Origin of the sequence: Limnothrix sp. FACHB-881 (genome assembly GCF_014698135.1) — a bacterium.
Classification (GTDB): Bacteria; Cyanobacteriota; Cyanobacteriia; order CACIAM-69d; family CACIAM-69d; genus CACIAM-69d.
The window spans coordinates 68,806-90,348 of the sequence record NZ_JACJSN010000006.1 but is presented as its reverse complement, the minus strand read 5'-3'; the positions used below and the strand labels follow the sequence as shown (position 1 = coordinate 90,348).

19 protein-coding genes are annotated in these 21,543 nt (G+C 57.0%); 13 read left to right on the top strand and 6 right to left on the bottom strand.

Features of this window, described 5'->3' with window-relative positions; all coding sequences use genetic code 11:
• Positions 1–331: 331 nt before the first annotated feature.
• The 5 genes from fabI to H6G52_RS07730 all read left to right on the top strand — a co-directional run bounded on the left by fabI (position 332) and on the right by H6G52_RS07730 (position 5,271).
• Positions 332–1,108 carry an enoyl-ACP reductase FabI gene (gene fabI, locus H6G52_RS07750; protein ID WP_190355293.1) on the top strand — a complete coding sequence of 259 codons (777 nt, stop codon included), beginning with the start codon at positions 332–334 and terminating at the stop codon, positions 1,106–1,108.
• A 203-nt stretch (positions 1,109–1,311) separates the two neighbouring features.
• Positions 1,312–1,929, top strand: a complete 618-nt coding sequence (gene hisB, locus H6G52_RS07745) for an imidazoleglycerol-phosphate dehydratase HisB (RefSeq protein ID WP_099533559.1) — start codon at positions 1,312–1,314, stop codon at positions 1,927–1,929.
• Entirely contained in the window at positions 1,929–2,450 is a 522-nt protein-coding gene (locus H6G52_RS07740; RefSeq protein WP_190527521.1) for a hypothetical protein, read from the top strand. Before hisB ends, H6G52_RS07740 begins: the two co-directional genes overlap by 1 nt.
• 339 nt (positions 2,451–2,789) lie before the next feature.
• Positions 2,790–3,509 (top strand): PHP domain-containing protein, encoded by a 720-nt coding sequence (locus H6G52_RS07735; RefSeq protein WP_190355192.1) that lies wholly within the window; start codon positions 2,790–2,792, stop codon positions 3,507–3,509.
• A gap of 154 nt (positions 3,510–3,663) precedes the next feature.
• Positions 3,664–5,271, top strand: a complete 1,608-nt coding sequence (locus H6G52_RS07730; RefSeq protein WP_190527519.1) for an N-acetylmuramoyl-L-alanine amidase — start codon at positions 3,664–3,666, stop codon at positions 5,269–5,271.
• On the opposite strand, the gene H6G52_RS07725 is transcribed toward H6G52_RS07730, so the two are convergent.
• Entirely contained in the window at positions 5,268–6,662 is a 1,395-nt protein-coding gene (locus H6G52_RS07725) for a WecB/TagA/CpsF family glycosyltransferase (RefSeq protein ID WP_190527518.1), read from the bottom strand. The genes H6G52_RS07730 and H6G52_RS07725 overlap by 4 nt on opposite strands.
• 745 nt (positions 6,663–7,407) lie before the next feature.
• Here H6G52_RS07725 and H6G52_RS07720 point away from each other — a divergent pair.
• From H6G52_RS07720 to H6G52_RS07705, 4 genes are all read left to right on the top strand, one after another.
• Positions 7,408–8,664, top strand: a complete 1,257-nt coding sequence (locus tag H6G52_RS07720; protein ID WP_242026261.1) for a glycosyltransferase family 2 protein — start codon at positions 7,408–7,410, stop codon at positions 8,662–8,664.
• Between the two features lie 109 nt (positions 8,665–8,773).
• A complete protein-coding gene (locus H6G52_RS07715) occupies positions 8,774–9,820 on the top strand; it encodes an NAD(P)-dependent oxidoreductase (RefSeq protein WP_190527516.1) in 1,047 nt (348 codons plus the stop codon).
• Positions 9,821–9,905: 85 nt separating this feature from the next.
• Positions 9,906–10,757, top strand: coding sequence for a segregation/condensation protein A (locus H6G52_RS07710; RefSeq protein WP_190527514.1), 852 nt, complete (start codon positions 9,906–9,908; stop codon positions 10,755–10,757).
• A gap of 8 nt (positions 10,758–10,765) precedes the next feature.
• Positions 10,766–11,194, top strand: coding sequence for a hypothetical protein (locus H6G52_RS07705; RefSeq protein ID WP_234406956.1), 429 nt, complete (start codon positions 10,766–10,768; stop codon positions 11,192–11,194).
• An 85-nt stretch (positions 11,195–11,279) separates the two neighbouring features.
• Here the strand turns inward: H6G52_RS07705 and H6G52_RS07700 are convergent, their stop codons facing one another.
• Positions 11,280–12,638, bottom strand: a complete 1,359-nt coding sequence (locus H6G52_RS07700; RefSeq protein WP_190527512.1) for a tol-pal system YbgF family protein — start codon at positions 12,636–12,638, stop codon at positions 11,280–11,282.
• A 467-nt stretch (positions 12,639–13,105) separates the two neighbouring features.
• On the opposite strand from H6G52_RS07700, the gene gatB reads away from it, so the two are divergent.
• Positions 13,106–14,590: an Asp-tRNA(Asn)/Glu-tRNA(Gln) amidotransferase subunit GatB gene (gene gatB, locus H6G52_RS07695; protein WP_190355187.1), complete on the top strand. Its 1,485-nt coding sequence runs from the start codon at positions 13,106–13,108 to the stop codon at positions 14,588–14,590.
• 370 nt (positions 14,591–14,960) lie between these two features.
• The gene (locus H6G52_RS07690; RefSeq protein WP_143473035.1) at positions 14,961–15,413 is read left to right on the top strand and encodes a hypothetical protein; all 453 of its coding nucleotides are present in this window, start codon (positions 14,961–14,963) and stop codon (positions 15,411–15,413) included.
• 98 nt (positions 15,414–15,511) lie between these two features.
• On the opposite strand, the gene H6G52_RS07685 is transcribed toward H6G52_RS07690, so the two are convergent.
• Positions 15,512–16,090, bottom strand: a complete 579-nt coding sequence (locus H6G52_RS07685; protein WP_190527510.1) for a hypothetical protein — start codon at positions 16,088–16,090, stop codon at positions 15,512–15,514.
• A 99-nt stretch (positions 16,091–16,189) separates the two neighbouring features.
• Between H6G52_RS07685 and H6G52_RS07680 the strand changes: the two genes are divergently transcribed.
• Positions 16,190–16,336, top strand: coding sequence for a hypothetical protein (locus H6G52_RS07680; protein WP_190355185.1), 147 nt, complete (start codon positions 16,190–16,192; stop codon positions 16,334–16,336).
• A 188-nt stretch (positions 16,337–16,524) separates the two neighbouring features.
• On the opposite strand, the gene thiD is transcribed toward H6G52_RS07680, so the two are convergent.
• The 3 genes from thiD to H6G52_RS07665 all read right to left on the bottom strand — a co-directional run bounded on the left by thiD (position 16,525) and on the right by H6G52_RS07665 (position 19,824).
• Positions 16,525–17,337 carry a bifunctional hydroxymethylpyrimidine kinase/phosphomethylpyrimidine kinase gene (gene thiD, locus H6G52_RS07675; RefSeq protein WP_190527508.1) on the bottom strand — a complete coding sequence of 271 codons (813 nt, stop codon included), beginning with the start codon at positions 17,335–17,337 and terminating at the stop codon, positions 16,525–16,527.
• A gap of 56 nt (positions 17,338–17,393) precedes the next feature.
• Positions 17,394–18,671, bottom strand: a complete 1,278-nt coding sequence (gene ftsZ / locus H6G52_RS07670; RefSeq protein WP_099533548.1) for a cell division protein FtsZ — start codon at positions 18,669–18,671, stop codon at positions 17,394–17,396.
• 250 nt (positions 18,672–18,921) lie between these two features.
• Positions 18,922–19,824 carry a cell division protein FtsQ/DivIB gene (locus tag H6G52_RS07665; protein WP_190527507.1) on the bottom strand — a complete coding sequence of 301 codons (903 nt, stop codon included), beginning with the start codon at positions 19,822–19,824 and terminating at the stop codon, positions 18,922–18,924.
• 353 nt (positions 19,825–20,177) lie between these two features.
• Between H6G52_RS07665 and H6G52_RS07660 the strand changes: the two genes are divergently transcribed.
• Positions 20,178–21,512 carry a P-loop NTPase fold protein gene (locus H6G52_RS07660; RefSeq protein ID WP_190527505.1) on the top strand — a complete coding sequence of 445 codons (1,335 nt, stop codon included), beginning with the start codon at positions 20,178–20,180 and terminating at the stop codon, positions 21,510–21,512.
• The last annotated feature ends 31 nt before the right edge of the window (positions 21,513–21,543 follow it).

The window sequence follows — 21,543 nt, the reverse complement described above, 5'->3', positions numbered from 1 at the left end:
CTCAAAACCCGCGAAGGTCTTTCAGAAGCCCCTGACCGGTCTAAACTGATTCAGGTCACCTTCGCAGCACTACAATCTCGAACATTGTAATTCGCTCGTTGTAGCCTCTGATACGGTTTGAGTCAACAACGGGCTGCCAATCCCCATTGAATGGCAACTTTGCAACCCACCACTGCCCCATCAAGCCCCTCGCGCCCGATCGCTGACCCGATCGCCAAGGGAAACGCCCTCGGGACTCGGTGATTGGGATTTTGAGTTGGTGTTGGGATCTTGAGTTGGTGTTGGGATTTTGTGATTTGAGATTCTGTTGCTGAAATTTAGAACACCTATGCTGCTCAACCTCTCTGGAAAAAAAGCCCTCGTTACGGGGATTGCCAACAACCGCTCGATCGCCTGGGGCATTGCCCAACAGCTCCACGCGGCCGGGGCCGAAATTGCCGCCACCTATCTCCCCGATGACAAGGGCAAGGCCGAAAAGAAAGTGGCCGAGTTGATTGAACCCCTCAACCCCACCTTTCTGGTGCCCTGCAATGTGCAGGACGATGCCCAGGTGGCCGAAACCTTCACCACCATCCAGAGCAAGTGGAGCAACTTTGACATCTTGATCCACTGCCTGGCCTTTGCTGGCAAGGAAGAACTGACCGGAGATTTCAGCAACACGTCCCGCGAAGGCTTTGCCCGCGCTTTAGACATCAGCGCCTATTCCCTGACCAAGTTGGCAGCAGCAGCCAAGCCCCTGCTGAACGACAACGGCAGCATCATCACCCTCAGCTACCTGGGCAGCGTGCGGGCCGTGCCGAACTACAACGTGATGGGCGTGGCCAAGGCGGCCTTGGAAGCCAGCGTGCGCTACTTGTCCACGGAATTGGGTGAAAAGGGAATTCGGGTAAATGCCATTTCGGCGGGCCCCATTCGGACGCTGGCTTCTTCGGCGGTGGGCGGCATTTTGGACATGATTCACCACGTGGAAGAAACGGCCCCCCTGCGCCGCACGGTCACCCAAGTGGAAGTGGGCAATACGGCGGCCTTTTTGTGCAGCGATTTGTCTAGCGGGATTACGGGCCAGGTGATTTACGTGGACGCGGGCTACAACATCGTTGGAATGTAGCTGTGGAATGTAGCTGTTGGCCCCATCCTCCACAGCCTGAGATTCATCCTGGGATTCGTAACCCATAACCCATGGGGGCTAGACGGGCGATCGCCCTTGTCTACCCCCCCCTTTGCCCGATCGCCCCTGTTGCCGTTTGCCCTCCGATCGTTCCTCAAATCATGCAAACCACCGAGCCAATTGCCGAGCCAATCACTGAACCGATGCTCGATCGCCCCGTTATCCTCACGCCCGATCGCACCGCCCGCGTCAGCCGCAAAACCGGCGAAACCGATGTTCATGTCGGTTTGAATTTGGACGGAACGGGCCGTTGCTCTGCCCAGACCGGCGTGCCTTTTTTGGATCACATGCTTGATCAAATTGCCTCCCATGGGCTGATTGATTTGGATATCCAAGCCACTGGGGATGTGCATATTGATGATCACCACACCAACGAAGATGTGGGCATTACCCTCGGTCAAGCGCTGCATCAGGCCTTGGGCGATCGCAAGGGCATCGTCCGGTTTGGGCACTTTGTCGCCCCCTTGGACGAGGCCTTGGTGCAGGTGGCGTTGGACTTTTCCGGCCGGCCCCATTTGAGCTATGGGTTGCAAATCCCCACGGAACGGGTGGGAACCTACGACACCCAATTGGTGCGGGAATTCTTCGTGGCGGTGGTGAATCACTCGCAAATGACCTTGCACATTCGCCAACTGGATGGCATCAACTCGCACCACATCATCGAAGCCACCTTCAAAGCCTTTGCCCGAGCAATGCGCATGGCGATCGAGGTGGATCCGCGTCGTGCTGGCAAAATTCCCAGTTCCAAGGGTGTGCTCTAGTGGCAAAGGGGCGATTGATCCAAAAGCGTTGGCTTGAAAACTGGCGGGTCGGTTTGGTGCTGGCTGGGTTCCTGCTGTTGGGGGCCTTGCTGGGGGGGCTGATTTGGGGGCTGGAAACTCCGGCAGCCCAAGCGGCGGATTTTTGTCGGCCCTGGCATGGTCAGCAAATTTGCATTTTGAAAATTCAGCGCAGTGCCAAGAAACACTGGGAGTTTCGGGCCACAGTGGCCGTGGATGGGGTGGAACGGCCCCGATCGGCCTACAACTGCCGTCGCCGAATTTGGGTTGGGCTGGATGGCATCCGCCATGTGTTTGACCCCCATGGGCCCGGCGAGCTGATTTGCAGTTTGCTGAATCGGGATGATGCGCGCGAGGGTCTCAGCCGAGAATTGATGCTCGATCGCGCTCCCCGTCTCTTGCAGCCGCGCACCAATCTCAGCTCCCTCAGCACCCGATCGGGTGAAGTGGCGACCCAAACCGCCATCATCCAAACCGCCATCACCCAAACTGCCATCAATTGATGATTGATTTTTGCTAACTCTGCCAACTCTCCTGATCCCAGAGTTGAGGCAGTTTTGGCCCGGCCGATCCCCACCTCAAACAGACCCACGGTAGGCGTGAGGATTGGCCGGGAATTTTTTTGCCTTTTTCTCAAACTTTTTAAAAACTTTCTAAAAGTTTGGGATCATCAAAAAGTAGTTTGATTTGCATTTAAAACCATCAAAATTCTAGAGGGTTTCTTTTTTGACCAAAGACCATTTATGACGAATGCATGGCACAGGACGAATTGCAACAGAAAGTCTTTAAAAATTGTTTAAGATTGGTGAAGCCATTTTTCTCCATTCTTTGGGAGTGTCGCTATGACAGCTCGCGTTACCCGTGGCTTGAGTCCGCTGTCGGTGACAGCTTCGGTGACGGCTGAAGACCAGGCGCTGCTGCGGGACGTATTCCAATCTTTGACTCCGACGAGTTGCCCGCGTCACTACAACTTTCACATGCACACAACGGCCTCCGATGGCCGTCTCAGCCCCACCGATTTGATTAACCAGGCCCTGCAAATTGGTCTCAAGGGCTTTGCCATTACCGATCACCACAGTGTGAATGGCTATCTCGCTGCGGCGAAGGCGCTGCAATTGGCTAAATCAGTGAACCCTGAGCTGGTGGTTCCCCATCTGTGGACAGGGGTTGAAATTAATGCAGGGTTGCTGGGAACCGAGGTGCATATCCTGGGCTATGCCTTTGATATCAGCGCTGATGTGATTCAGCCCTATTTGCAAGGGCGACCCGTGCGCGATGAGTATTACTACGCCGATCGAGTGATTCATGCCATCCAACAAGCGGGGGGCATTGCCGTGCTGGCTCACCCCGCTCGCTATCGCCTGGATGCCAAGCCCCTGGTTATGGCGGCGGCAACCCTAGGGATTGATGGGGTAGAGGCTTACTATGCCTATAACAATCCCAATCCTTGGACTCCTAGCCCCGATCAAACCGCCCGAGTAAAAGAGTTGGCGGAACGATTTGGGCTGCTGATGACTTGCGGGACAGACACCCACGGGCCGAATTTGCTGCTGCGTTTGTAGATCTCTAACGAGCAAATTTGGTCAAAATTTCGCCTGGGCGCTAAACTGCATTCGGCAAGGGGGCGCGATCGCATGGGTCTGAAAGTGACACCCAAGACGGGCCAATGTCGATCGCCCAATCAGCCCGGCAGTTTTGGTTTGTTGGAGATCAATTTTGGTTGCTTTGCGTTTGTTTGGCGATGGCCGGAAGTCGGCCCCCGGAAAGCAAATGGCAGCCGTCGGGCTGTTGGGGCTGCTGGGATCGTTGGTGGCAGCGTTGCCAGCCCAGGCCGGGCAACTGCTGAATTGGCGGTTTGATCCGGCACGCAATCAATTGAGCTTCACGACCGATGAAGGGGTGCAGCCCCGGGCCCAAATTGTGTCGGGGCCTGATCGCCTGGCCATTGACCTGCCAGACACCACCTTGGCCCAACCGGTTCAGGAACAGCGGTTTGGGGGTATGGTGCGAGCGGTGCGCGTGGGCCAGCCCGATCGGAACACCACCCGCATCGCGATCGAATTCCAACCGGGCTATCGCATTGATCCCGATCGGGTGCGGGTGCGCAGCTTGTCTCCGACCCAATGGACGGTGGAACTGGGCGGAGAACCAATTGCCCAGCAGCCTCCCCAGCAGCTTGTGCTTCCTGGCCAGCGGAATCGCCCGCAACCCACGCCTCCCAATAACCCCAATAATTCCAATAGTTCCGATCGGCCTTGGATTCCCGGCGCATTGCGAGAGGTTTTGGAACGATCGGGCGGCAATTCCCCGATCGCTCAAGTGGAGGGGGTGGAACTGTCTGAGGGCGGATTGGCCCTGCGGGTGAGCGGCGGAACTCCTGGCATTACGGTGAACCGCAGCCCCGATCGCCGACAGATTGAAATTTGGTTAGATAACGCTTCGATCGCCAATGGGGTCGATCGACTCGTGGGCGGCCGAGCGGGCGTAACCCGTCTGATCGTCACTCCCCAACGAGGTGGGTATCCGCCTCGGGTAAGAATTTTGTTGGTGGTGGATCCGAGCAGCCCCGATTGGCAGGCTCGCGCCGAAGAGAGCTTGGTGATTGCCCAACCGATCGGCAGCACCACCGCCGTGAATCCCCCCGCTGCCAACCCGCCCACGGCCAATCCTTTGCCGCCGCGGCCTTGGCCCCGTCAACCGGACAACTCTGGCCAATCGCCTGGCTGGGTGAACGATTACCCCGATCCTCGCCTGGGCGGTTTGCCGATGTTGAATCGGCGGGTGCGAATTGTGGTGGATCCGGGCCATGGCGGTCGCGATCCCGGGGCGATCGGGATTGGGGGGCTGCAAGAAAAGCAAGCGGTTTTGGATATTGGTCTACAACTGGCGGCTCTGCTGCGTCGCCAAGGGGCCGACGTGGTTTTGACCCGCGATGACGACACCTTCATCAGCCTTGATGGGCGCACCCAGTTGGCTAACCGAATTAATGCCACCGTGTTTATTAGTGTCCATGCCAACTCAGCGGGCATTAATCGCCCGGACGTGAGCGGCGTGGAAACCTACTACCACCAGTCCGGCGGTCGGTTGGCCCAGGCGGTGCAACAAAGCATCATGCGCGCCTTTCCGTTTATGCGCAATCGCGGGGTGCGCACGGCTCGGTTCTATGTGCTGCGTAACAGTCGAATGCCCTCAATTTTGGTGGAAACCGGTTTTGTGACGGGCCGACAAGATGCGGCCCTGCTGACCAATCCCACTTGGCGATCGCAAATGGCCTGGGCGATCGCCCGAGGGACGATCGAATATCTCAACGGCCCTGGCCGCTAAGCTGTCCTCTTCAAACCATTGGGGGCGGCCAGTCCCGCCGCCGCCAACCGATCACGCAGGGCCTGGGGATCGGGCAAGGCTGACAGTTCTGCTTGGTGTTCCTGCATAAACACCAAGAGACGATGGGAAATTAAGCCCCGAGCCACCGCCAACTCGCCCAACGTTAGCCACTGGGGATTGCGTTGATAGGCCCGAGCCGCCGCAATCCAATCAAAATCAATCAACCCAGCTCGGTAAAGGGCCGCCTCGGGCTTCAGGGTCAGGCCGCCGGACGGGATCGCCAATTGCAACAGCCGCACCATTTGGGCGCTCAACCACCCTCGCTGGATCGCCACCAATTCTGGTGATGGGCTGTCACCGGCTTCCAACTCCCGAAGTTGTTGAGGGGTCAACAATCCAGCCTGTTCGCAGAGCTGAACGATCGCCGATCGCGACCGGAGATCCACCCCCGATCGCTCGCCCAACCGTGGCAAAACCGTTTCAAAAAACTGCAAAACCGGTGGCTGCACCACGCCCTTGGCTAACAGAATTTGTTCTAGGGGTAGCGGCTGGCGTAGTTCATACCACTCAATTAGCTCCTGCAATTGCCCTTCGGTTAAAAATCCCGCCTCTTGCAGCAAGATCCCGATCGGTCGGTGCAGTCGGTAGCGACCCAACAGGGCTGCCCCCAAATCCATAAAAAACGGCAAACTCTCCACCAAATAGCGCCGCCAAAGACGCTTTGGCTCACAGGACAACCGAAATAGCCACTCCAAACCCACATGGCTCATCCAGCGGGGCGATCGGGGCACATTGCCCGCCTCAAAGTCGATCGTCGCCCCGAAGCCAAAGGCCACCGTCACCTGTTTCAGCAAATGGCGATGGCGATAAAACCACTTTTCTTGCTTGGGTGCGCCAACTCCCACCAGCAGAACATTAGCCCGTGATTGATTAATCAAGTCAACAATCTTGGCGCATTCCACCGGGTCGCGCTCAAAGCCAAAAGGTGGTGAATAAACCCCCGTGACCATTTCGCGGCCCACCTTTTCATTGATTAAATGGCGAGCCTTTTCGGCCACTCCCTCCATGGCCCCCAGCAGAAAAATAGTCATCTCTGGGTCATGGGCATAGTATTCATAAAAAACCGGAAAGAAATCGGATCCCGAGATTTTGTCAGTGATGTGGTAGCCCATCAGCTTGGCCACAAAAATCAAAACCTGGCTATCACAAACCAAGTAATCGGCTTTGTGATAGATCGTGTCAAAAACCTCATCTCTCCGAGTTTTAACCAAATGATCAATATTGGGCGTGGTCACCCAACCGCCCCGTTTCAAATTTGCCAACAACTTCTGTTGGGAAATGTTGTCGAGCGTGATGTTCAGAATCGGAACCTTGGGTGCGATCGAGGTCATGGCAGCCTCTCCAAAATAGGTAGTTATTGAGATGTGACACTCAGAGTGATTGTGCAGTGATGAGAGATGGATAATCAGTGGCTCGAAAGACAAAAATGCTGATCGCTCCAGATATCTGGTCAAATACACTCGCTGCACTCGTGATATTCATCCACCCTTGGGGAACAGCCTCAGGGTTAATTTCCCCATTAGGTCAAAATTGGTCTAATGGCCGAATTCAATGGCTCAGTTGAACGATCCAATTTGCCTGTTTCATCCAGGGCCTAATCGCGATGCCCAATTAATAGCTGTAATGGCCTTGCCCAATGTTGGCTTGCACCCCGGATCCTTATGAAGCTATCATAATGCCCACCGTGATTGAGGGCATCAAGACCATCGTTTTTCGATCAATCATTCAAAAAGTCTTTAAAAAACTGACTAGTGAATTTCCCCAGTTGAATCGAGTCTGAATTGGGGTTGAATTAAGCCAATTGGAGATAATGGGGAAGTTCTCCTAATCTGGCAATTCTTGACTGCAGCCCTTTGCAAGCCCTGTGGTTTTAGGCAGAATGGAGCCGATTAAGGGTGTTTTGACGAGTATTGCGACTGATATTTCAGCTAGGTAAAGTGATGGTGATTGACCTATTTGGCGCAGATTTGGCGCGAATCTGGCGCTCATGAGGCTCTGAGTTGGCCCTTGGGGGTGGCGAAGGCGATTCGCTCAACTAATCACCACAAGACTCTTTATTTCTCAGGCGATCGACCTATGGCTAACTGCTTCTCAATCTGGCAACCGATGCCGCCGCTGCTGCTTGAATCTGGGGTGGTTGAGGTCGCCTTGGGGGTGGAGTGGGCCCTGTGGGGGGTGACGGGTCTGGTGTCGTTGCCGATCGCGATGTTGGCGATCGAGTGTTTGGTGGGAGGGTTGTTGCCGGGTTTTGGCCGATCGCCCTCCACGGCGGGTTGGCGACGGCCCAGGGTGGCGGTGCTGATTCCGGCTCACGATGAGGCGGCCTCGATTGGGACAACCATCCAAGCCATTCAGCCCCAGTTGCAACCGGGCGATCGGCTTCTGGTGGTGGCGGATAACTGCACCGATGCCACGGCGGAACTGGCTCGATCGGCCGGTGCAGATGTGGCGGAGCGCTTCAACACCGAGCAGCGGGGCAAGGGCTATGCTCTCGATTTTGGGGTGCGGGTGTTGGCCCAGGAGCCGCCGGAGGTGGTGGTGATTGTGGATGCGGATTGCACCCTGGAGCCGGGCAGCTTAGATCGTTTGGGGCAATGGGCGCTGAAGCACGATCGCCCGGTGCAAGGACGCTATTTGATGGAACTGCCGCCATCGCCCAGCGCGGCGCGGCGGGTTTCGGCCTTTGCCTTTGCGGTCAAAAATTTTGCCCGATCGGAGGGATTGCGGCGGTTGGGGTTGCCCTGTCTGTTAAATGGAACGGGGATGGCATTTCCCTGGCAAGCGATCGCCCAACTGCCCCTGGCCAGCGGCAATCTGGTGGAGGATATGCAAATGGGCATTGATCTGACGGTGGCCGGCTCGCCGCCGTTGTTTTGTCCCGATGCGCCCGTGACCGGTCGGTTGCCCCAGGCCGAAAGTGCCGCCACCAGCCAACGCACCCGCTGGGAGCATGGTCATTTGCAAACGATGACTTCCGTTGTGCCGCCGTTGTTGGGGCGTGCCATTCGCACCGGCAATGGCCCCCTGCTGGTGATGGGGTTGGATTTGCTAGTGCCACCCCTGTCGTTTTTGGTGATGATTTGGGTGGGTGCGGCGATCGCGGTGACTGGTTTGGGGGCCCTGGTGGGGCGTTGGCAACCCGCGATCGGGATGGGGGTGCTGGGGTTGGTCTTGTTTGGGGCGATCGGCCTGGCTTGGTGGCGAGTGGGGCGGCCGTTTCTGTCAGCCCGAATGTTGCTGATGATTCCGATCTATGTGCTGCAAAAAGTGCCGATTTATTTGGGATTCCTGAAGCGGCGACAGACGGAATGGGTACGCACGGAGCGGGACTAGAACATTATTTTCGATATTTTCGATTTTGATACTTTCGATTTCGAGATTTTCAATCACTGTCCCCATTTCCCAATCCAAATTTTCCGAGCTATGGAGTGAGTGGGCAACGATGACCGTAACCTTGGGCGTAATTGGGGCCAGCGGGTTTATTGGCCAGCGGGTCGTGGAGATGTTGGCGCAGGATCCGAACTTCACGGTGGTGGCGATCGGGCGATCGGTGCCCAAGCGCGTGCCGGAAGGGGCGATCGCCCGGATCGCTGATGCCACCAAACCGACTTCCCTGGCCCAAGCCCTGACGGGTTGCCAAGCGGCGGTCTATTGTCTGGCCGGTAGTCCCAGTTTTGTGCGCAAAAACGCGCCCGTGGTTTACCAGGCGGCCGCCGATGCTGAGGTGAAACGATTTATCTATCTCAGCAGTGCCGTGGTGCATGGCCAAGCGCCGGCCCCCGGCACCACGGAAAAAAGCCCCCTGCGGGACAACTACCCGATCGCCTACAACAACGCCAAGGTGAGGGCAGAGTGGCGCTTACAGGCCGATCGAGCACAGACCAAAACCGAATTAGTCATCATCCGCCCCGGGATTGTTTGGGGCCCCAAGTCCACTTGGATCGAGGCTTTCGCCAATGCGGTCACCGATGGCGTGGCTTACCAAGCGGACTATGGGCGCGGCATTTGCAACAGTGTCTATGTGGATAACTTAGTTCATGGGATTGCGCTGGCGGCCGAAGCGGCCAAGGTCGATCGCGCAGCCTTTTTCATTGGGGATCAGGAAGTGGTGACCTGGGCTGACCTTTACCGCCCGATCGCGGCCGCCCTCGGTCAATCCTTTGACCAACTGCCCAACGTCAACATCGAAGCCTTTCGCCCCAGTGTGAAGGAAGAGTTGCGGGAAACACTGCGGGGAATGCGCCTGGTGGGGACACTGCTATCGGGTTTGCAGGCCCAACGCAAACGAGCCAGCGGCCAGCGGCCGCGCCCGGTGTTGTCGCCTTTGAATCAGGAGCTTTCGGCTCTCTACCGCTGCCAATGGCATTTACCCTTAACAGAGGCGGAAACCTGCTTGGGTTATCGTGCTCCAGTGTCCTTTGAGGAAGGCTGTCGCCGGACGATCGAGTGGTTGCAACAGTCCAATCGGGAATCCCTGGGTCATCACTAGTGTTTCAACTCGTTTTTTTAACCCAAGTTTTCCAACCCCAGCACGCTAACCCAACTATTTCCACTCCCCTTCTCCACCGTCGTCTATGGCTGGATTAGTCATCCAAGAAACGATCGCCTCATTGATTGAAATGGCGGAACAGGGGTCGATCGACCCGTGGGATGTGCGGGCCGTGGAGGTGTTGGATCGGTACTTGGATCAACTGCAACGGGCGATCGAACCGGTGGCGGGCCAAATGGGTAAGGCGGCCTACGATGTACATCTGTCTCGATCGGCTCAGGCCTTTGTTTCGGCGGCCCTGTTGGTGTTGATTAAGGCGAACCGGTTGACCCTGGCCGAATTTCCACCGCTGACAGAAGGCGATGATTGGGAAGAAGAAGCGGAAGCTGCCATTGAGGCGATCGCCCGTGGTCGGTTGCCCCTGCATTTGGAACAATGCCTGAAGCGGCGGGGCGTGGCTCCCCAAACCGGCCAACGGCGCGTGTCCTTGGGCGACATGATTGAGCAATTGCAGCAGGTGGCCAGCCTGTTGGCCACCCAACCGGCCCGCCCCCGCAAAACCCGCCGCCCCAACCGCCGCCAAAAAATGCGCGCGGTGCAGCAATTGGCGCACCAAGAAAACCTAGGGGAAGTTTCAGAAGCCTTGGCGGCATTTTTGCGCCCCTTTGGCGATCGATGGCTGAGTTTTGATGAATTGGTCGCTCAAGTCCCCCGCACGGGCCCCCAGGCAATTCCGCTGACGATCACGCATCATGGGTCAATGGGTCAAGGTGAGCTGCTCAGTGACCAACCCACCAAGAGCGATCGGGCAGGGGCCTTTTGGGCGTTGCTGCTGCTGGCATCCCAATCGAAGGTGGAATTAGATCAAACGGAGTTTTATCAAGACCTGCGGGTGCGATCGCTGCCGGATCCTTTGCCGCCTATTCCAGACCCTTAACTCCACCTATGTCACCGCTTGATCGCCCCAGCGAACCCGACCCCACGCCCGCCGCCCGATCGCCCCGTGTGGATTGGATGCGATGGCTGGCTCCCTTCTATGGCCTGTTGTTTTGCGGCATTCTTTGGCTGGCCTACACGGGAAATCTACCCAGTTTTTTAGGCAAAATTCCCCACTACGACATCCCTGGCCACATCATCCTTTACGCCATGGGAAGCTACCTGGGCCACCGCTTCAGCCGCTGGAAAACCATCCGCCTGGGCGGCCGCGCTTGGCCTCTGTTTCCCTTGGGCTTTGCAATCTGGACGGCGGCGGAAGAATGGTTACAAAGCCTGTCCCCCAATCGCACCTTTAGCGGGGTGGATTTGGTTTGCAGCTTTCTGGGCATTGGGCTGGGTTGGTGGTTGGCCAATCGCGATCGCCCGGTTCAACCCTGAAGATTCCTGGTTGGGTTAGCAACGATTGATTAGCAGCGATTGGTTGGTAGCAATTGGTTGGCAGCAATTGGTTGGCAGCAATTGATTAGCGCCGATCGCGAATGAGCCGCTCGATCGCCGCTTGCCAGTACCAATCCTCCGACTTACCCGGTATCCGCGATCGCTCAAAGGCCACCAAGCGTTCAGCGGTCGATCGCTGGTTTTGCACTAACAGCAACAGTTGCGCTTCCAAGGCCCGGCTGGGGCTGCGACGTTTGGGGGGCTTGGGCTTGGGGTCTGGGCGGGGCGGCCGCTTGGCCACCGGGCGATCTCGCCGCGATCGGGATGGGGCTGATGGGGGTGGAGTCGATCGAGAGGACGTGGATCGCGATGTGGATCGCGACGAGGTAGACGGGGAGGGCGTAGGGCGATCGGCCTGCTGAGGTTGGGTTTTGGGAACGGTCTGGCTGGGTTCCGCCTTGATTTGGTTGAGCTGTTGCCGGGTCAGGCGATATTGACCCCCATCAAATCGAAACCCCGTAGGCCGTTCTTGGGTGACTCGCACGGGCGATCGCCGGGAAACCGATCGCCGGGGACGGGGCGATCGGTGCCGCCACCAGCGACTGGCCGCCAGCCCCAACCCCAAACCCACCGCCCCGCCTCCCAGAATCAGCCAAGATTCCGGATTGGCCAGCCACTGTTGCACCAATTCCCAAGAGCGCGGATTCGCCATCATCCAGTCCGTATCCGGTTCCGGGCGGGCTGTCCAATTCAGTCGATCCAAATCCCGTTGCTCAATCACCTGATAGATATTGCGCACCGAAGATTCCGAAAATTGCCCCAACCGCAGCAATTGGGCCAGCTCCTCCGGAAACAGTTCCATCACGGGATGATCGGGATAGTGAATTTCCAGAGCCACATAGGTATGGACAGCCCGGGCATATTCAGCCCGTTGGGTAAACAGCCGCCCACAGGTCAACAACAACAGCGGTGCGCTGGGGTGTTCGGCACTGACCACAGCCCGATCGAGCAGAATGGTTAACCCTCGGCAAGCTTCCGGACTGGCCAGGCTGCCCGGACTGGTGCGATCCAAAATTCGGCGCACATTAGCCCGCACCGCACCAATCAGCGCACTGTGGGGATAAATCTTGGCAAATTGCACATAGGCTCCAAACGCTTTGTTCAATTGGCGAGCCTTTTGGGCCTGTTCAGCGGTTTGATAAAGCTGACATTCCGCTAATCGATAGCGACTTTCCACGGCCGTTGGGTCTCGATCGTCCGGAGCGGATCGATCGGCCACCTGCTGAAACCGAGGGATTGCGGCAGCACAGTTGGCTTGGTCATAGGCCGATCGCGCTGCCCTCAAAATCGGGTCACTACGCAGCCACCACTCCAGACCCAGCCCCGCAACCGCCAACACCCCCAACAGCCCAATCAGGATTTGCCCCTTGCGTTGCACGGCCACCTTCCGTTATTGAATCCTTGAGTTGTTGAATCCTGGAAATGAATTCCAGTCAAAAAGCCAGTCAAAATTGCTAGGTCAAGCGCCCGGTCGATGGCCCGGGCAACCGTCAAAAGTTTTGCTTCCAACCGGGGCCGGGCGATCGCTAGCGATAGAATGAAGTCCGAGCGCTCTGATCGGGTTTTTGATCGGGTGATGGTCTGGCTAGTTGATTTGGCCACTGGCTCAACGGTTGATTCACCCTTTCAATCATGCCAACTGGGGCCCTTTCGGGATTCTAGGCCGATCGCGCTCAAAGACCCACAGTAGGAATACTGGACGGGCCATGGGCCATGGACACTGAATCGGTCTACTGAATCGGTCTTCTGATTCAGCCGGACTCAGTTCCTCTGGGTTCATTCAACTCTGGTTCATGCACTTTCGGTTTATTAACTTCTCATCCGTCACTCACAGCAAGTTCAGCCAAGCATATGACCGTTGCCGCGCCTGCCAAGACCGAATACGAAGCCGTCATTGGTCTCGAGACCCACTGCCAACTGAGCACGGAAAGCAAAATTTTCTGTAGCAGTTCCACGGAGTTTGGAGCCGATCCCAACACCCATGTGGATCCGGTGTGCTTGGGGTTGCCGGGCACGCTGCCGGTGCTGAATCAAAAGGTGTTGGAATATGCGGTGAAGGCGGGCTTGGCGCTCAATTGTCAGATCGCCCCCTACAGCAAGTTCGATCGCAAGCAATATTTCTATCCCGACTTGCCCAAAAATTATCAAATTTCCCAATACGACCTGCCGATCGCGGAGCATGGCTGGCTGGAAATTGAAATTGTGGACAAGCAAGGAAACGCCACCCGCAAACGGATTGGCATCACCCGTTTGCACATGGAAGAAGACGCGGGCAAGTTGGTTCATGCGGGGGCCGATCGCCTGGCCGGGTCAGCCTATTCCCTGGTGGACTACAACCGAGCCGGTGTGCCGCTGGTGGAAATCGTTTCGGAGCCGGATATTCGCACGGGCCAAGAGGCGGCGGAATATGCCAAGGAACTGCGCCGAATTGTGCGCTATTTGGGCATCAGTGACGGCAACATGCAGGAGGGTTCCCTGCGCTGTGATGTGAATGTGTCGGTGCGGCCGGTGGGCCAAAAGGCCTTTGGCACGAAGGTTGAAATCAAAAATATGAACTCGTTCAACGCGATTCAGCGGGCGATCGAGTACGAAATTGAGCGCCAAATTGAGGCGATCGAAACCGGCGAGCCGATCGTCCAAGAAACCCGTCTTTGGGAAGAGGGCAGCCAACGCACCATTTCCATGCGCTCTAAGGAAGGCTCCAGCGACTATCGCTATTTCCCAGAGCCGGATCTCACCCCGATCGTGGTGTCGGAAGAGCAACGGGAATCTTGGCGTGAGGAGTTACCGGAGTTACCTGCCCAAAAGCGCCATCGCTATGAAACGGAGCTGGGGCTGTCGGCCTACGATGCCCAGGTGCTGACCGATGAGCGGGCGGTGGCGGAATATTTTGAAGCCACGGTGACCGCTGGGGGTGATGTGAAACAGGCGGCGAACTGGATCATGGGCGATATTGCCGCTTGGCTGAAGAACGAAAAACAGTCGATCGAAAACTTGGCCCTGAAACCGGCGGAGTTGGCGGAGTTGGTGGGGTTAATTGTGAATGGAACCATCAGCGGCAAAATCGCCAAGGACATTCTGCCGGAGCTGCTAACGGAAGGTGGCTCGCCCAAGGCCCTGGTCGATCGCAAAGGGTTGGTGCAAATTTCTGACCAAGGGGCGATCAAGACCCTGATCGAAGAGGTTTTGGCGGCCCATCCGGCGGAACTGGAACAATATCGCGCTGGAAAAACCAAGCTGAAGGGCTTCTTTGTGGGGCAACTGATGAAGAAGAGCGGCGGCCGCGTGGATCCGAAGCTCACGAACCAATTGCTGGAGGAGTTGCTGAATGGCTAGGCGATCGGCCGGCTGGATTTCCAAGAGTTCATCAAAATTTCAAAAAAGGGGGTGACACCCCTCGCCCTTCTGCTGTTATACTGTGCTAAGTAGATGCACCCTGATGACTGGGAGAGTCCGCAACGACTCTCCTTTTTTTTGTCAATTTTTTGCCGAATCCTGCCAGGCCAATTGGCTAAGCCAATTTCCGCCCCATGGCTTGTTGGTTGCCTGCCTGCTAGCGGCCGATCGGTGGCTGTCGTCTGCCCGAGCGAGGTTGACCCGCTGATCGTCCACTCGGGATTGGTTGGGCCCCAGGTCAATGGGCGATCGGCCCCAAAACAGGCGACAATGGATTTAGTTATTTGCCCACCCGATCGCTACGCTTTCCATGTCTGCACCATCCGCCCCATCCGGTCAGTCCAGCCAACATCGCGAGCAATATACGGTTTTCTTGGATCCGACCTTGATCAATCGGGTGTTGGAACTGACCGATGCACCTGGAAATGCGATCGAGGATGGGTTGCGGTTGTGGTTAGCCCAACAAGCGGAACCTGCGGCCCCGGCGATCGCTAGCCGTAGCCTCCCCGCCAGCACACCACCACAATTGCCGGCTAAGTTGGCAGCCCCGATCGTGCCGGAGCGCCGCAGCAAACCCCGCATTTTGAATTTGGCTCCGCCGGTTGCCCCCGCCCCGATCGACCCGATGAACGATCGCAACCTGCCGAAGCCCCTGACTCGTCCCAATGCACCGACCCCGCGCCGATTGCCGCCGCGCCGTTCGGTCTCGGGCCCGATCGACCCGCGCAAGAGTAATGATGACGAAACGGGCTGGCTGGTTTAGGGCGGCCGGTTCAGAACATTCGCCCTAGTTGGTCAGAATAGTTCGGCCGTGAAAGTCGGCTGCGAGGGTTGTCGCCAGGCGATCGAGTGAGAGCCGATTTAACCCATGCCCGGTTCCAGAGCCGTATCCCAAGGATCGGCCCAAAAATCTACCCAATCGGAGTCTGGCGATCCTTGAGTCGGAGCGGTAGTGCTTGATCGCTCACTTTGGAAATTCACGCCGCTGGTCATGGTTTCCGTGGTGGTCATGGCCGCAGTCAACCCTGGCAATTGGCGGGAGGGTTCCGTTTCCGCCCGCAGTTCAGCCGTCGGCCGTGACTCAGAAGATGACTCAGAGGAAAGGATCGGCTCGATCGCGTCCGGGCCCGGTTGCGCGAACTGAGTCAATCTCCGTAAATTCACTGAGTCATCCTCAGCCTTCTCCGAAGTTGCAGACGGGGCCCCAGAGTCGGCCAAACCGGCTGGCGGTTGGTCGGCCATGGCTTCGACCGTGGTTGATGGTTGGGAATCCGAAGCTGACCGCCCTCCAGCGGGCACTTCCGGGGTGGCGGTTGTTGTTTTTTTGACCTGCGTCACACTGTTGCGAAACGACCAAGCGAGATAGACGGCCAACGCGTCGGCGATCGCCCGCACGTTGTCCTCTGGACGCTGGCCAGATTTGGGGGAATGCGTGCTCATCATTGCTCGATCGCCCATCATGCTTGTGATATCTCTAGTTTCACTCGGTTAGCAATCACAGATGGCGACGGCGATCGCAAACGGAGACCGATCTCAGTCATGCAGCAGCCTGTCCCCGATCGCCCAATTTCCGTGTTTTCACCACCGGTCGTAGCGATCGTCACCATCTTTTTTCCTCTTCCTACCGAAGCAGCAGACTTCCGGACTGGGGAGGGGCTGATTGTCGCCTGCGAAACTGGCCGATGATCGGTCGTCAAATCTGCCCACGCCCGCTAAGGAGCTGAGATTGCTGAAAATTCAGCGCGTTCAGGCAATTTCCTGCTCAAAACTTCCAGGATTGGGGAATGAGGGTGCGATCTCGGTGAGGGATTGGTGGTTGGAGATCGGTAGTCAGGAATTCACGGGGTGCGATGCAGGGGCGATGAACCGTTCAATCAACCGTCTAACAATGGGAAAAAGTGCCCGATCGGCCCCTGGCCTTGCCCGATCGCCAGAGCATGACGCAATGCTTGCGTGACGTAGGTTTTGGCTGCCTGGGTTGCCGCCAAGGGGGCTTGCCCCAAGGCCAAGTTCGCCGCGATCGCCGCAGACAAACTACAGCCCGTGCCGTGGGTGTGGAGGGTGTCCACGGTTTCCGTTCGCAACACCACCGGTTCATCGCCCGCAAACCACACATCCACGCCCCGTAAATCTCCCGGCAAACCGCCCCCCTTCACCACCACCGCCTGGGGCCCCAACTGCCAGATGGTTTTCGCCGCCGCGATCAAATCCGCCAAGGACTCGATCGCCCGTCCGGCCAACAATTGCGCCTCATAGCAATTGGGCGTGGCCACCGTCGCCAAGGGCAACAGCCGATCGCGCATCAGTGCCACCGCGTCATCATCAATCAACTGCGCCCCCGTGCGGGACACCATCACCGGATCCACAACCAAGGCCGGTAACGGGTCGGCCGTGAGCCGATCAACCACGGCCGAAATAATGTCTCGATTCAGCAACATGCCCGTTTTGGCCGCTGCGATGCCTAAATCGATCGCCACCGCATCAATTTGGGCCACCACCGCCGCCGGAGCCAATGGGTCAACCCTGGTGACCCCTAAGGTGTTTTGGGCCGTCACGCAGGTTAAAGCACAAGCACCGTGAACACAGTGCATGGCGAAGGTTTTTAAGTCGGCTTGAATTCCCGCGCCACCGCTGCTATCGGAACCGGCAATGGTCAGGGCGATCGGGGGCTGCATTCCCTGGCTCATGGTCTAGATGATCTAGGACGATCAAGATCGGGCAAGATCGGGTGGGATCGGGGAGCCTAGGGATTCCGCCGCCGTTGCAGGAACTCGGGAATATCTAGCCCACCCAACATGCTGTTGCCCTTTTGGTCACCTGTGGGGTTTGGGAGGGGCTTGGGGGTCGATCGCGGTAAACCAGTGCCCAAGCGGCCCGCCGCCGGACTGGGGGGCAAATCTGCCGAAAAGCCCGTTGCAATGACCGTGACGCAAATTTCCCCTTGCAGTCGCTCATCAATCACCGCACCGAAGATGATGTTGGCGTTCGGGTCAACCACTTCATAGATCGCTTCAGCGGCCGCATTCACCTCATGGAGGGTTAGATCGCGACCACCCGTAATATTCAAGACCACGCCCTTGGCCCCTTCAATGCTGGCTTCGAGCAGCGGGGAGGAAATAGCCGCATTGGCCGCATCGCGGGCCCGGGATTTACCGGAACCAATACCAATGCCCATCAGCGCCGAACCGGCATCGGCCATCACCGCCCGCACATCGGCAAAGTCCACATTTACCAAACCGGGAATGGTGATGATATCAGAGATCCCCTGAACCCCTTGCCGCAACACGTCATCGGCAAACTGGAAGGCTTCTTGGACGGGGGTTTGTTCTGGAATGGCGGCCAACAGGCGATCGTTAGGGATGATGATCGTGGTGTCCACCTGGGCTTGCAGTTCCGCAATGCCTTCTTCGGCTTGGGCCATCCGCCGCCGCCCTTCAAACTTAAAGGGCCGGGTCACCACTGCCACCGTCAGCGCACCGGCTTCTTTCGCCATTTCCGCCACGATCGGGGCGGCCCCGGTTCCTGTGCCGCCGCCCATGCCGGCCGTAATGAAGACCAATTCTGTGTTTTGCACCAGGTTGGCAATTTCTTCCCGGGACTCTTCAGCGGCGCTTTTGCCAATGGTGCGGTTGCCGCCAGCCCCCAGCCCCTTGGTTAGCTTTTGACCAATTTGCAAGCGGTTTTGGGCCGCCGATTGGGTCAGGGCTTGGGCATCGGTGTTGATGGACCAAAACTCGATGCCGGAAATTTGGCTGGCAATCATGCGGTTCACAGCGTTGCCGCCGCCACCACCTACGCCAATGACCTTAATACGGGCGATGCTTCCTGGCACGATCTCGCTTCCTTTGGCAGTTTCACCGGGCTGCATCCCGCCATCTCCATTATTCTTAAAGCCGCTACCGATATTGCTGAGGGGCAGGCCAGCACTTCCATAGGCTCCGCTGGCTCCACGGGGGTACTCGGCGGAGTCGTAGGCGGTTGGGTTGTCTTGGGCAGGCCCCAGGCGGTCATTAAGCGTCATGGGATTGGCAAGCTAAAAGGGTCGAAGGTTAGATTGTCCAACCGACAGAATTTACAGAATTTGTAGACAACTATAGGGTAAGTTGCTGAAAGTTGCTGGAAAAAAGTTATCTCAGCAATCTGGCGGCTGTTGAATCAAGGGGGCCGGGGCGTAAACGAGTGTGGGGAAGTGGCTGAGGCGGAAATCCGATCGACAGGTGGAATGCTCGGGCAATGTGCTCAGGCAATGTGCTCAGGCAACAACAGTGTTACTAGGGTGGTTTTAGCTGTTGTTGTGCTCCCTTGTCCAGAGTGGTGGATCGCATTTGGATGGCGGGTCGCTCTAAATCCCGAAAATCAATGTGATCAATTTGCCTGGGATCAAGTTGTTGCGGGAGCGATCGCATCCGCGCCAGGAGGCCCATTTGCTGGGCCCAGCGATCGCGCCCATAGGTTCCCAATTCCACGGGCCCCAATTCCGTTTGCAAACGGATCGATCGGGGGTTGCGCCAATCCACCACCTGCACGGCCACGGGCGACAGACTCAGCCAACGGTAGATAAAAGCCCATTCCCGTTGGATCGTGCCATAGTCCCCGATCGCCTTGAGCACGGGCAATTGGGGAACAGGGCGCATGGCTTGGTAGCGCTCTAGCTCAATCCAAGTGCCCTGGCTGTCCATCAGACCGATTTGGGCGCGTGGGTTGCCGCCAGCCCGTTGCACCGGAACCGTGGACTCAATCACAGCCACCGGAAACAGCTCCGTGACCTGCACCACCAACTTGGGCGGCAACAGTTGGCGAGTGACTTCCGCATGGGCCACGGGGCCCCTGGCCCGCAAACTGGCGGCAATCACTTGGGGCTGGAGTTTCCACAAAGATTGGGGATAGCTGATGCCCAGGAGCGATCGCACGTGGTCATCGCTCAGCATCCGATTGCCCAACACGTCCACCTGTTCGGGCCCCCGAATCACCCAAGGGGCAGACGTAACCAAGCTGGCCGTCGCGATCGCCACCAACCCCACCGCCACCAAGCGCCAACTCCGCCGCGCAATTTTCCAGTGGCGGCGACGGCGAAGGTGCGATCGCCGCAGATCCAAGTGGCGGCGAGACAAGGGAACAAGCGGATCCAGATCTGGATCCGGCCCGTCATCTGGCCCGTTAAACATCTGGCCCATTTAACTGATCTGCTTTATGTAATAGCGCCTGGAATAGTGTCCTGAATAATGGCTTCCTGCAAGGGATTGCTGATTTCTCCTGAGCTTCAGTGGCCAAGACCCCCAACCCCAATTCAAAATGGGGCCCTTTAGAATGGTTGCCGCTGCTCGCCATGCCCACCGCAGCAGCAACCCAGGACAAACTGCACAACTTCAATCAATTTCAAGATTTCAGGACAAGATTTCAGGAATAGATTTCAGGGTGAATGCCGGTGTCCCTGTACTTTGATCGCTAGGTTGGTCATGATGGTTGCATCGTAGCCCTAGTCCAAGTCGATTGTTGCTGTTTTCTTTGGCCGATATTTCTCAGTACCATGGCAATTGACGATATATCCCGCTTCTTTAAGGCCTGTAATCCTTCCTATACGCTCGATCTCGCCAAGCCGGAAGATCGAAAATACTATATTGATTTCTCGAATGTGCGCGGTGGCAATATCATTGGTGAGCTGAAGCGGACGATCGTCCGAATTTCTCCCGATGTGCCCACTTGTCAGCTTTTTACGGGGCACATTGGCTGCGGGAAGTCCACGGAACTCTTGCGGTTGAAAGCTGAACTGGAGCAAGAGAATTTCCATGTCGTCTATTTCGAGTCTACCCAAGACTTAGACATGGCCGATGTGGATATTAGTGATATTTTGTTGGCCATTACTCGCCAGGTCAGCGAAAACTTAGATGCCGTCGGCATTAAGTTGAAACCCAGCTATTTTGCCAATTTGTTCCAAGAGGTTTCAGATTTTCTGCAAACCCCGATCGAACTGGGTGCTCAGGCGGAGGTTTCCCTAGGAATTGCCAAAATTACCGCTAAAACCCAGGACAATCCCAAACTACGCAGCCAATTGCGGCAATACCTGGAACCGCGAACGGAGGGAATTCTGCGGGCCATTAACGAGGAAATTATTCAGCGGGCCACCCAAGAATTGCTACGGCGCGGCAAGAAGGGCCTGGTGGTGATTGTGGATAACCTCGATCGGGTGGATAGCCGCACCCTACCCTCGATCGGGCGGCGGCAACCGGAATATTTATTTATCGATCGCGGTGCTCAGCTCCGGCGAATTAATTGCCATTTGGTCTACACCGTTCCCCTTTCGTTAATGTTTGCTGACGAATACGAAGCGATGAAAAACCGCTTAGGCGGCGGTTTGGCTCCCAAAGTATTGTCAATGATTCCGGTGCGGACTCGGAATGGGGAACCCTTTGAACCAGGCATGGAAGCCTTGCGATCGGCTGTTTTGGCGAGGGCTTTCCCAAACCTTTCTTCCACCGAAGCACTCAGCCATGTCAGCGAAGTTTTTGAAGACTTGGAAACCCTAAATCGTCTTTGTCGGGTCAGTGGTGGTCACCCCCGAAGCCTGTTAGGATTACTCTATCGCTGCCTACAGCAGGAAGACCCTCCCTTTGCTCGGGCGAACTTGGAGCGCGCCATTCGCGACAGTCGGGACGATCTCACCCTGTCGATCGATGACATTGAGCGAGAGCGCCTTTTCCAGGTTGTCCGCGAACAAAGTGTGCGTGGCGAAGACAGCTACCAAATGCTGCTGCGGACTCAAATTGTTTACGAGTACCGCGATGCCCAGGGACGGTGGTTTGGCATCAACCCTTCCCTCGAAGAAACCGATTGGTTTCAAGCTTGGCAGCAACAAAACCGCTAACTCCCAGATGATCGCCGCCTGGGCCTAACCC

Excerpts from the sequence above, each read along its gene's own strand:
- H6G52_RS07735 (WP_190355192.1), top strand. The coding sequence starts at position 2,790 with ATGACAGCTCGCGTTACCCGTGGCTTGAGTCCGCTGTCGGTGACAGCT.
- hisB (WP_099533559.1), top strand. The coding sequence starts at position 1,312 with ATGCTCGATCGCCCCGTTATCCTCACGCCCGATCGCACCGCCCGCGTC.
- H6G52_RS07710 (WP_190527514.1), top strand. The coding sequence starts at position 9,906 with ATGGCTGGATTAGTCATCCAAGAAACGATCGCCTCATTGATTGAAATG.
- ftsZ (WP_099533548.1), bottom strand. The coding sequence starts at position 18,671 with ATGACGCTTAATGACCGCCTGGGGCCTGCCCAAGACAACCCAACCGCC.
- H6G52_RS07690 (WP_143473035.1), top strand. The coding sequence starts at position 14,961 with ATGTCTGCACCATCCGCCCCATCCGGTCAGTCCAGCCAACATCGCGAG.
- H6G52_RS07705 (WP_234406956.1), top strand. The coding sequence starts at position 10,766 with ATGTCACCGCTTGATCGCCCCAGCGAACCCGACCCCACGCCCGCCGCC.
- H6G52_RS07665 (WP_190527507.1), bottom strand. The coding sequence starts at position 19,824 with ATGGGCCAGATGTTTAACGGGCCAGATGACGGGCCGGATCCAGATCTG.
- H6G52_RS07715 (WP_190527516.1), top strand. The coding sequence starts at position 8,774 with ATGACCGTAACCTTGGGCGTAATTGGGGCCAGCGGGTTTATTGGCCAG.
- H6G52_RS07685 (WP_190527510.1), bottom strand. The coding sequence starts at position 16,090 with ATGAGCACGCATTCCCCCAAATCTGGCCAGCGTCCAGAGGACAACGTG.
- H6G52_RS07725 (WP_190527518.1), bottom strand. The coding sequence starts at position 6,662 with ATGACCTCGATCGCACCCAAGGTTCCGATTCTGAACATCACGCTCGAC.
- gatB (WP_190355187.1), top strand. The coding sequence starts at position 13,106 with ATGACCGTTGCCGCGCCTGCCAAGACCGAATACGAAGCCGTCATTGGT.
- H6G52_RS07680 (WP_190355185.1), top strand. The coding sequence starts at position 16,190 with ATGCAGCAGCCTGTCCCCGATCGCCCAATTTCCGTGTTTTCACCACCG.
- thiD (WP_190527508.1), bottom strand. The coding sequence starts at position 17,337 with ATGAGCCAGGGAATGCAGCCCCCGATCGCCCTGACCATTGCCGGTTCC.
- H6G52_RS07720 (WP_242026261.1), top strand. The coding sequence starts at position 7,408 with ATGGCTAACTGCTTCTCAATCTGGCAACCGATGCCGCCGCTGCTGCTT.
- H6G52_RS07660 (WP_190527505.1), top strand. The coding sequence starts at position 20,178 with ATGGCAATTGACGATATATCCCGCTTCTTTAAGGCCTGTAATCCTTCC.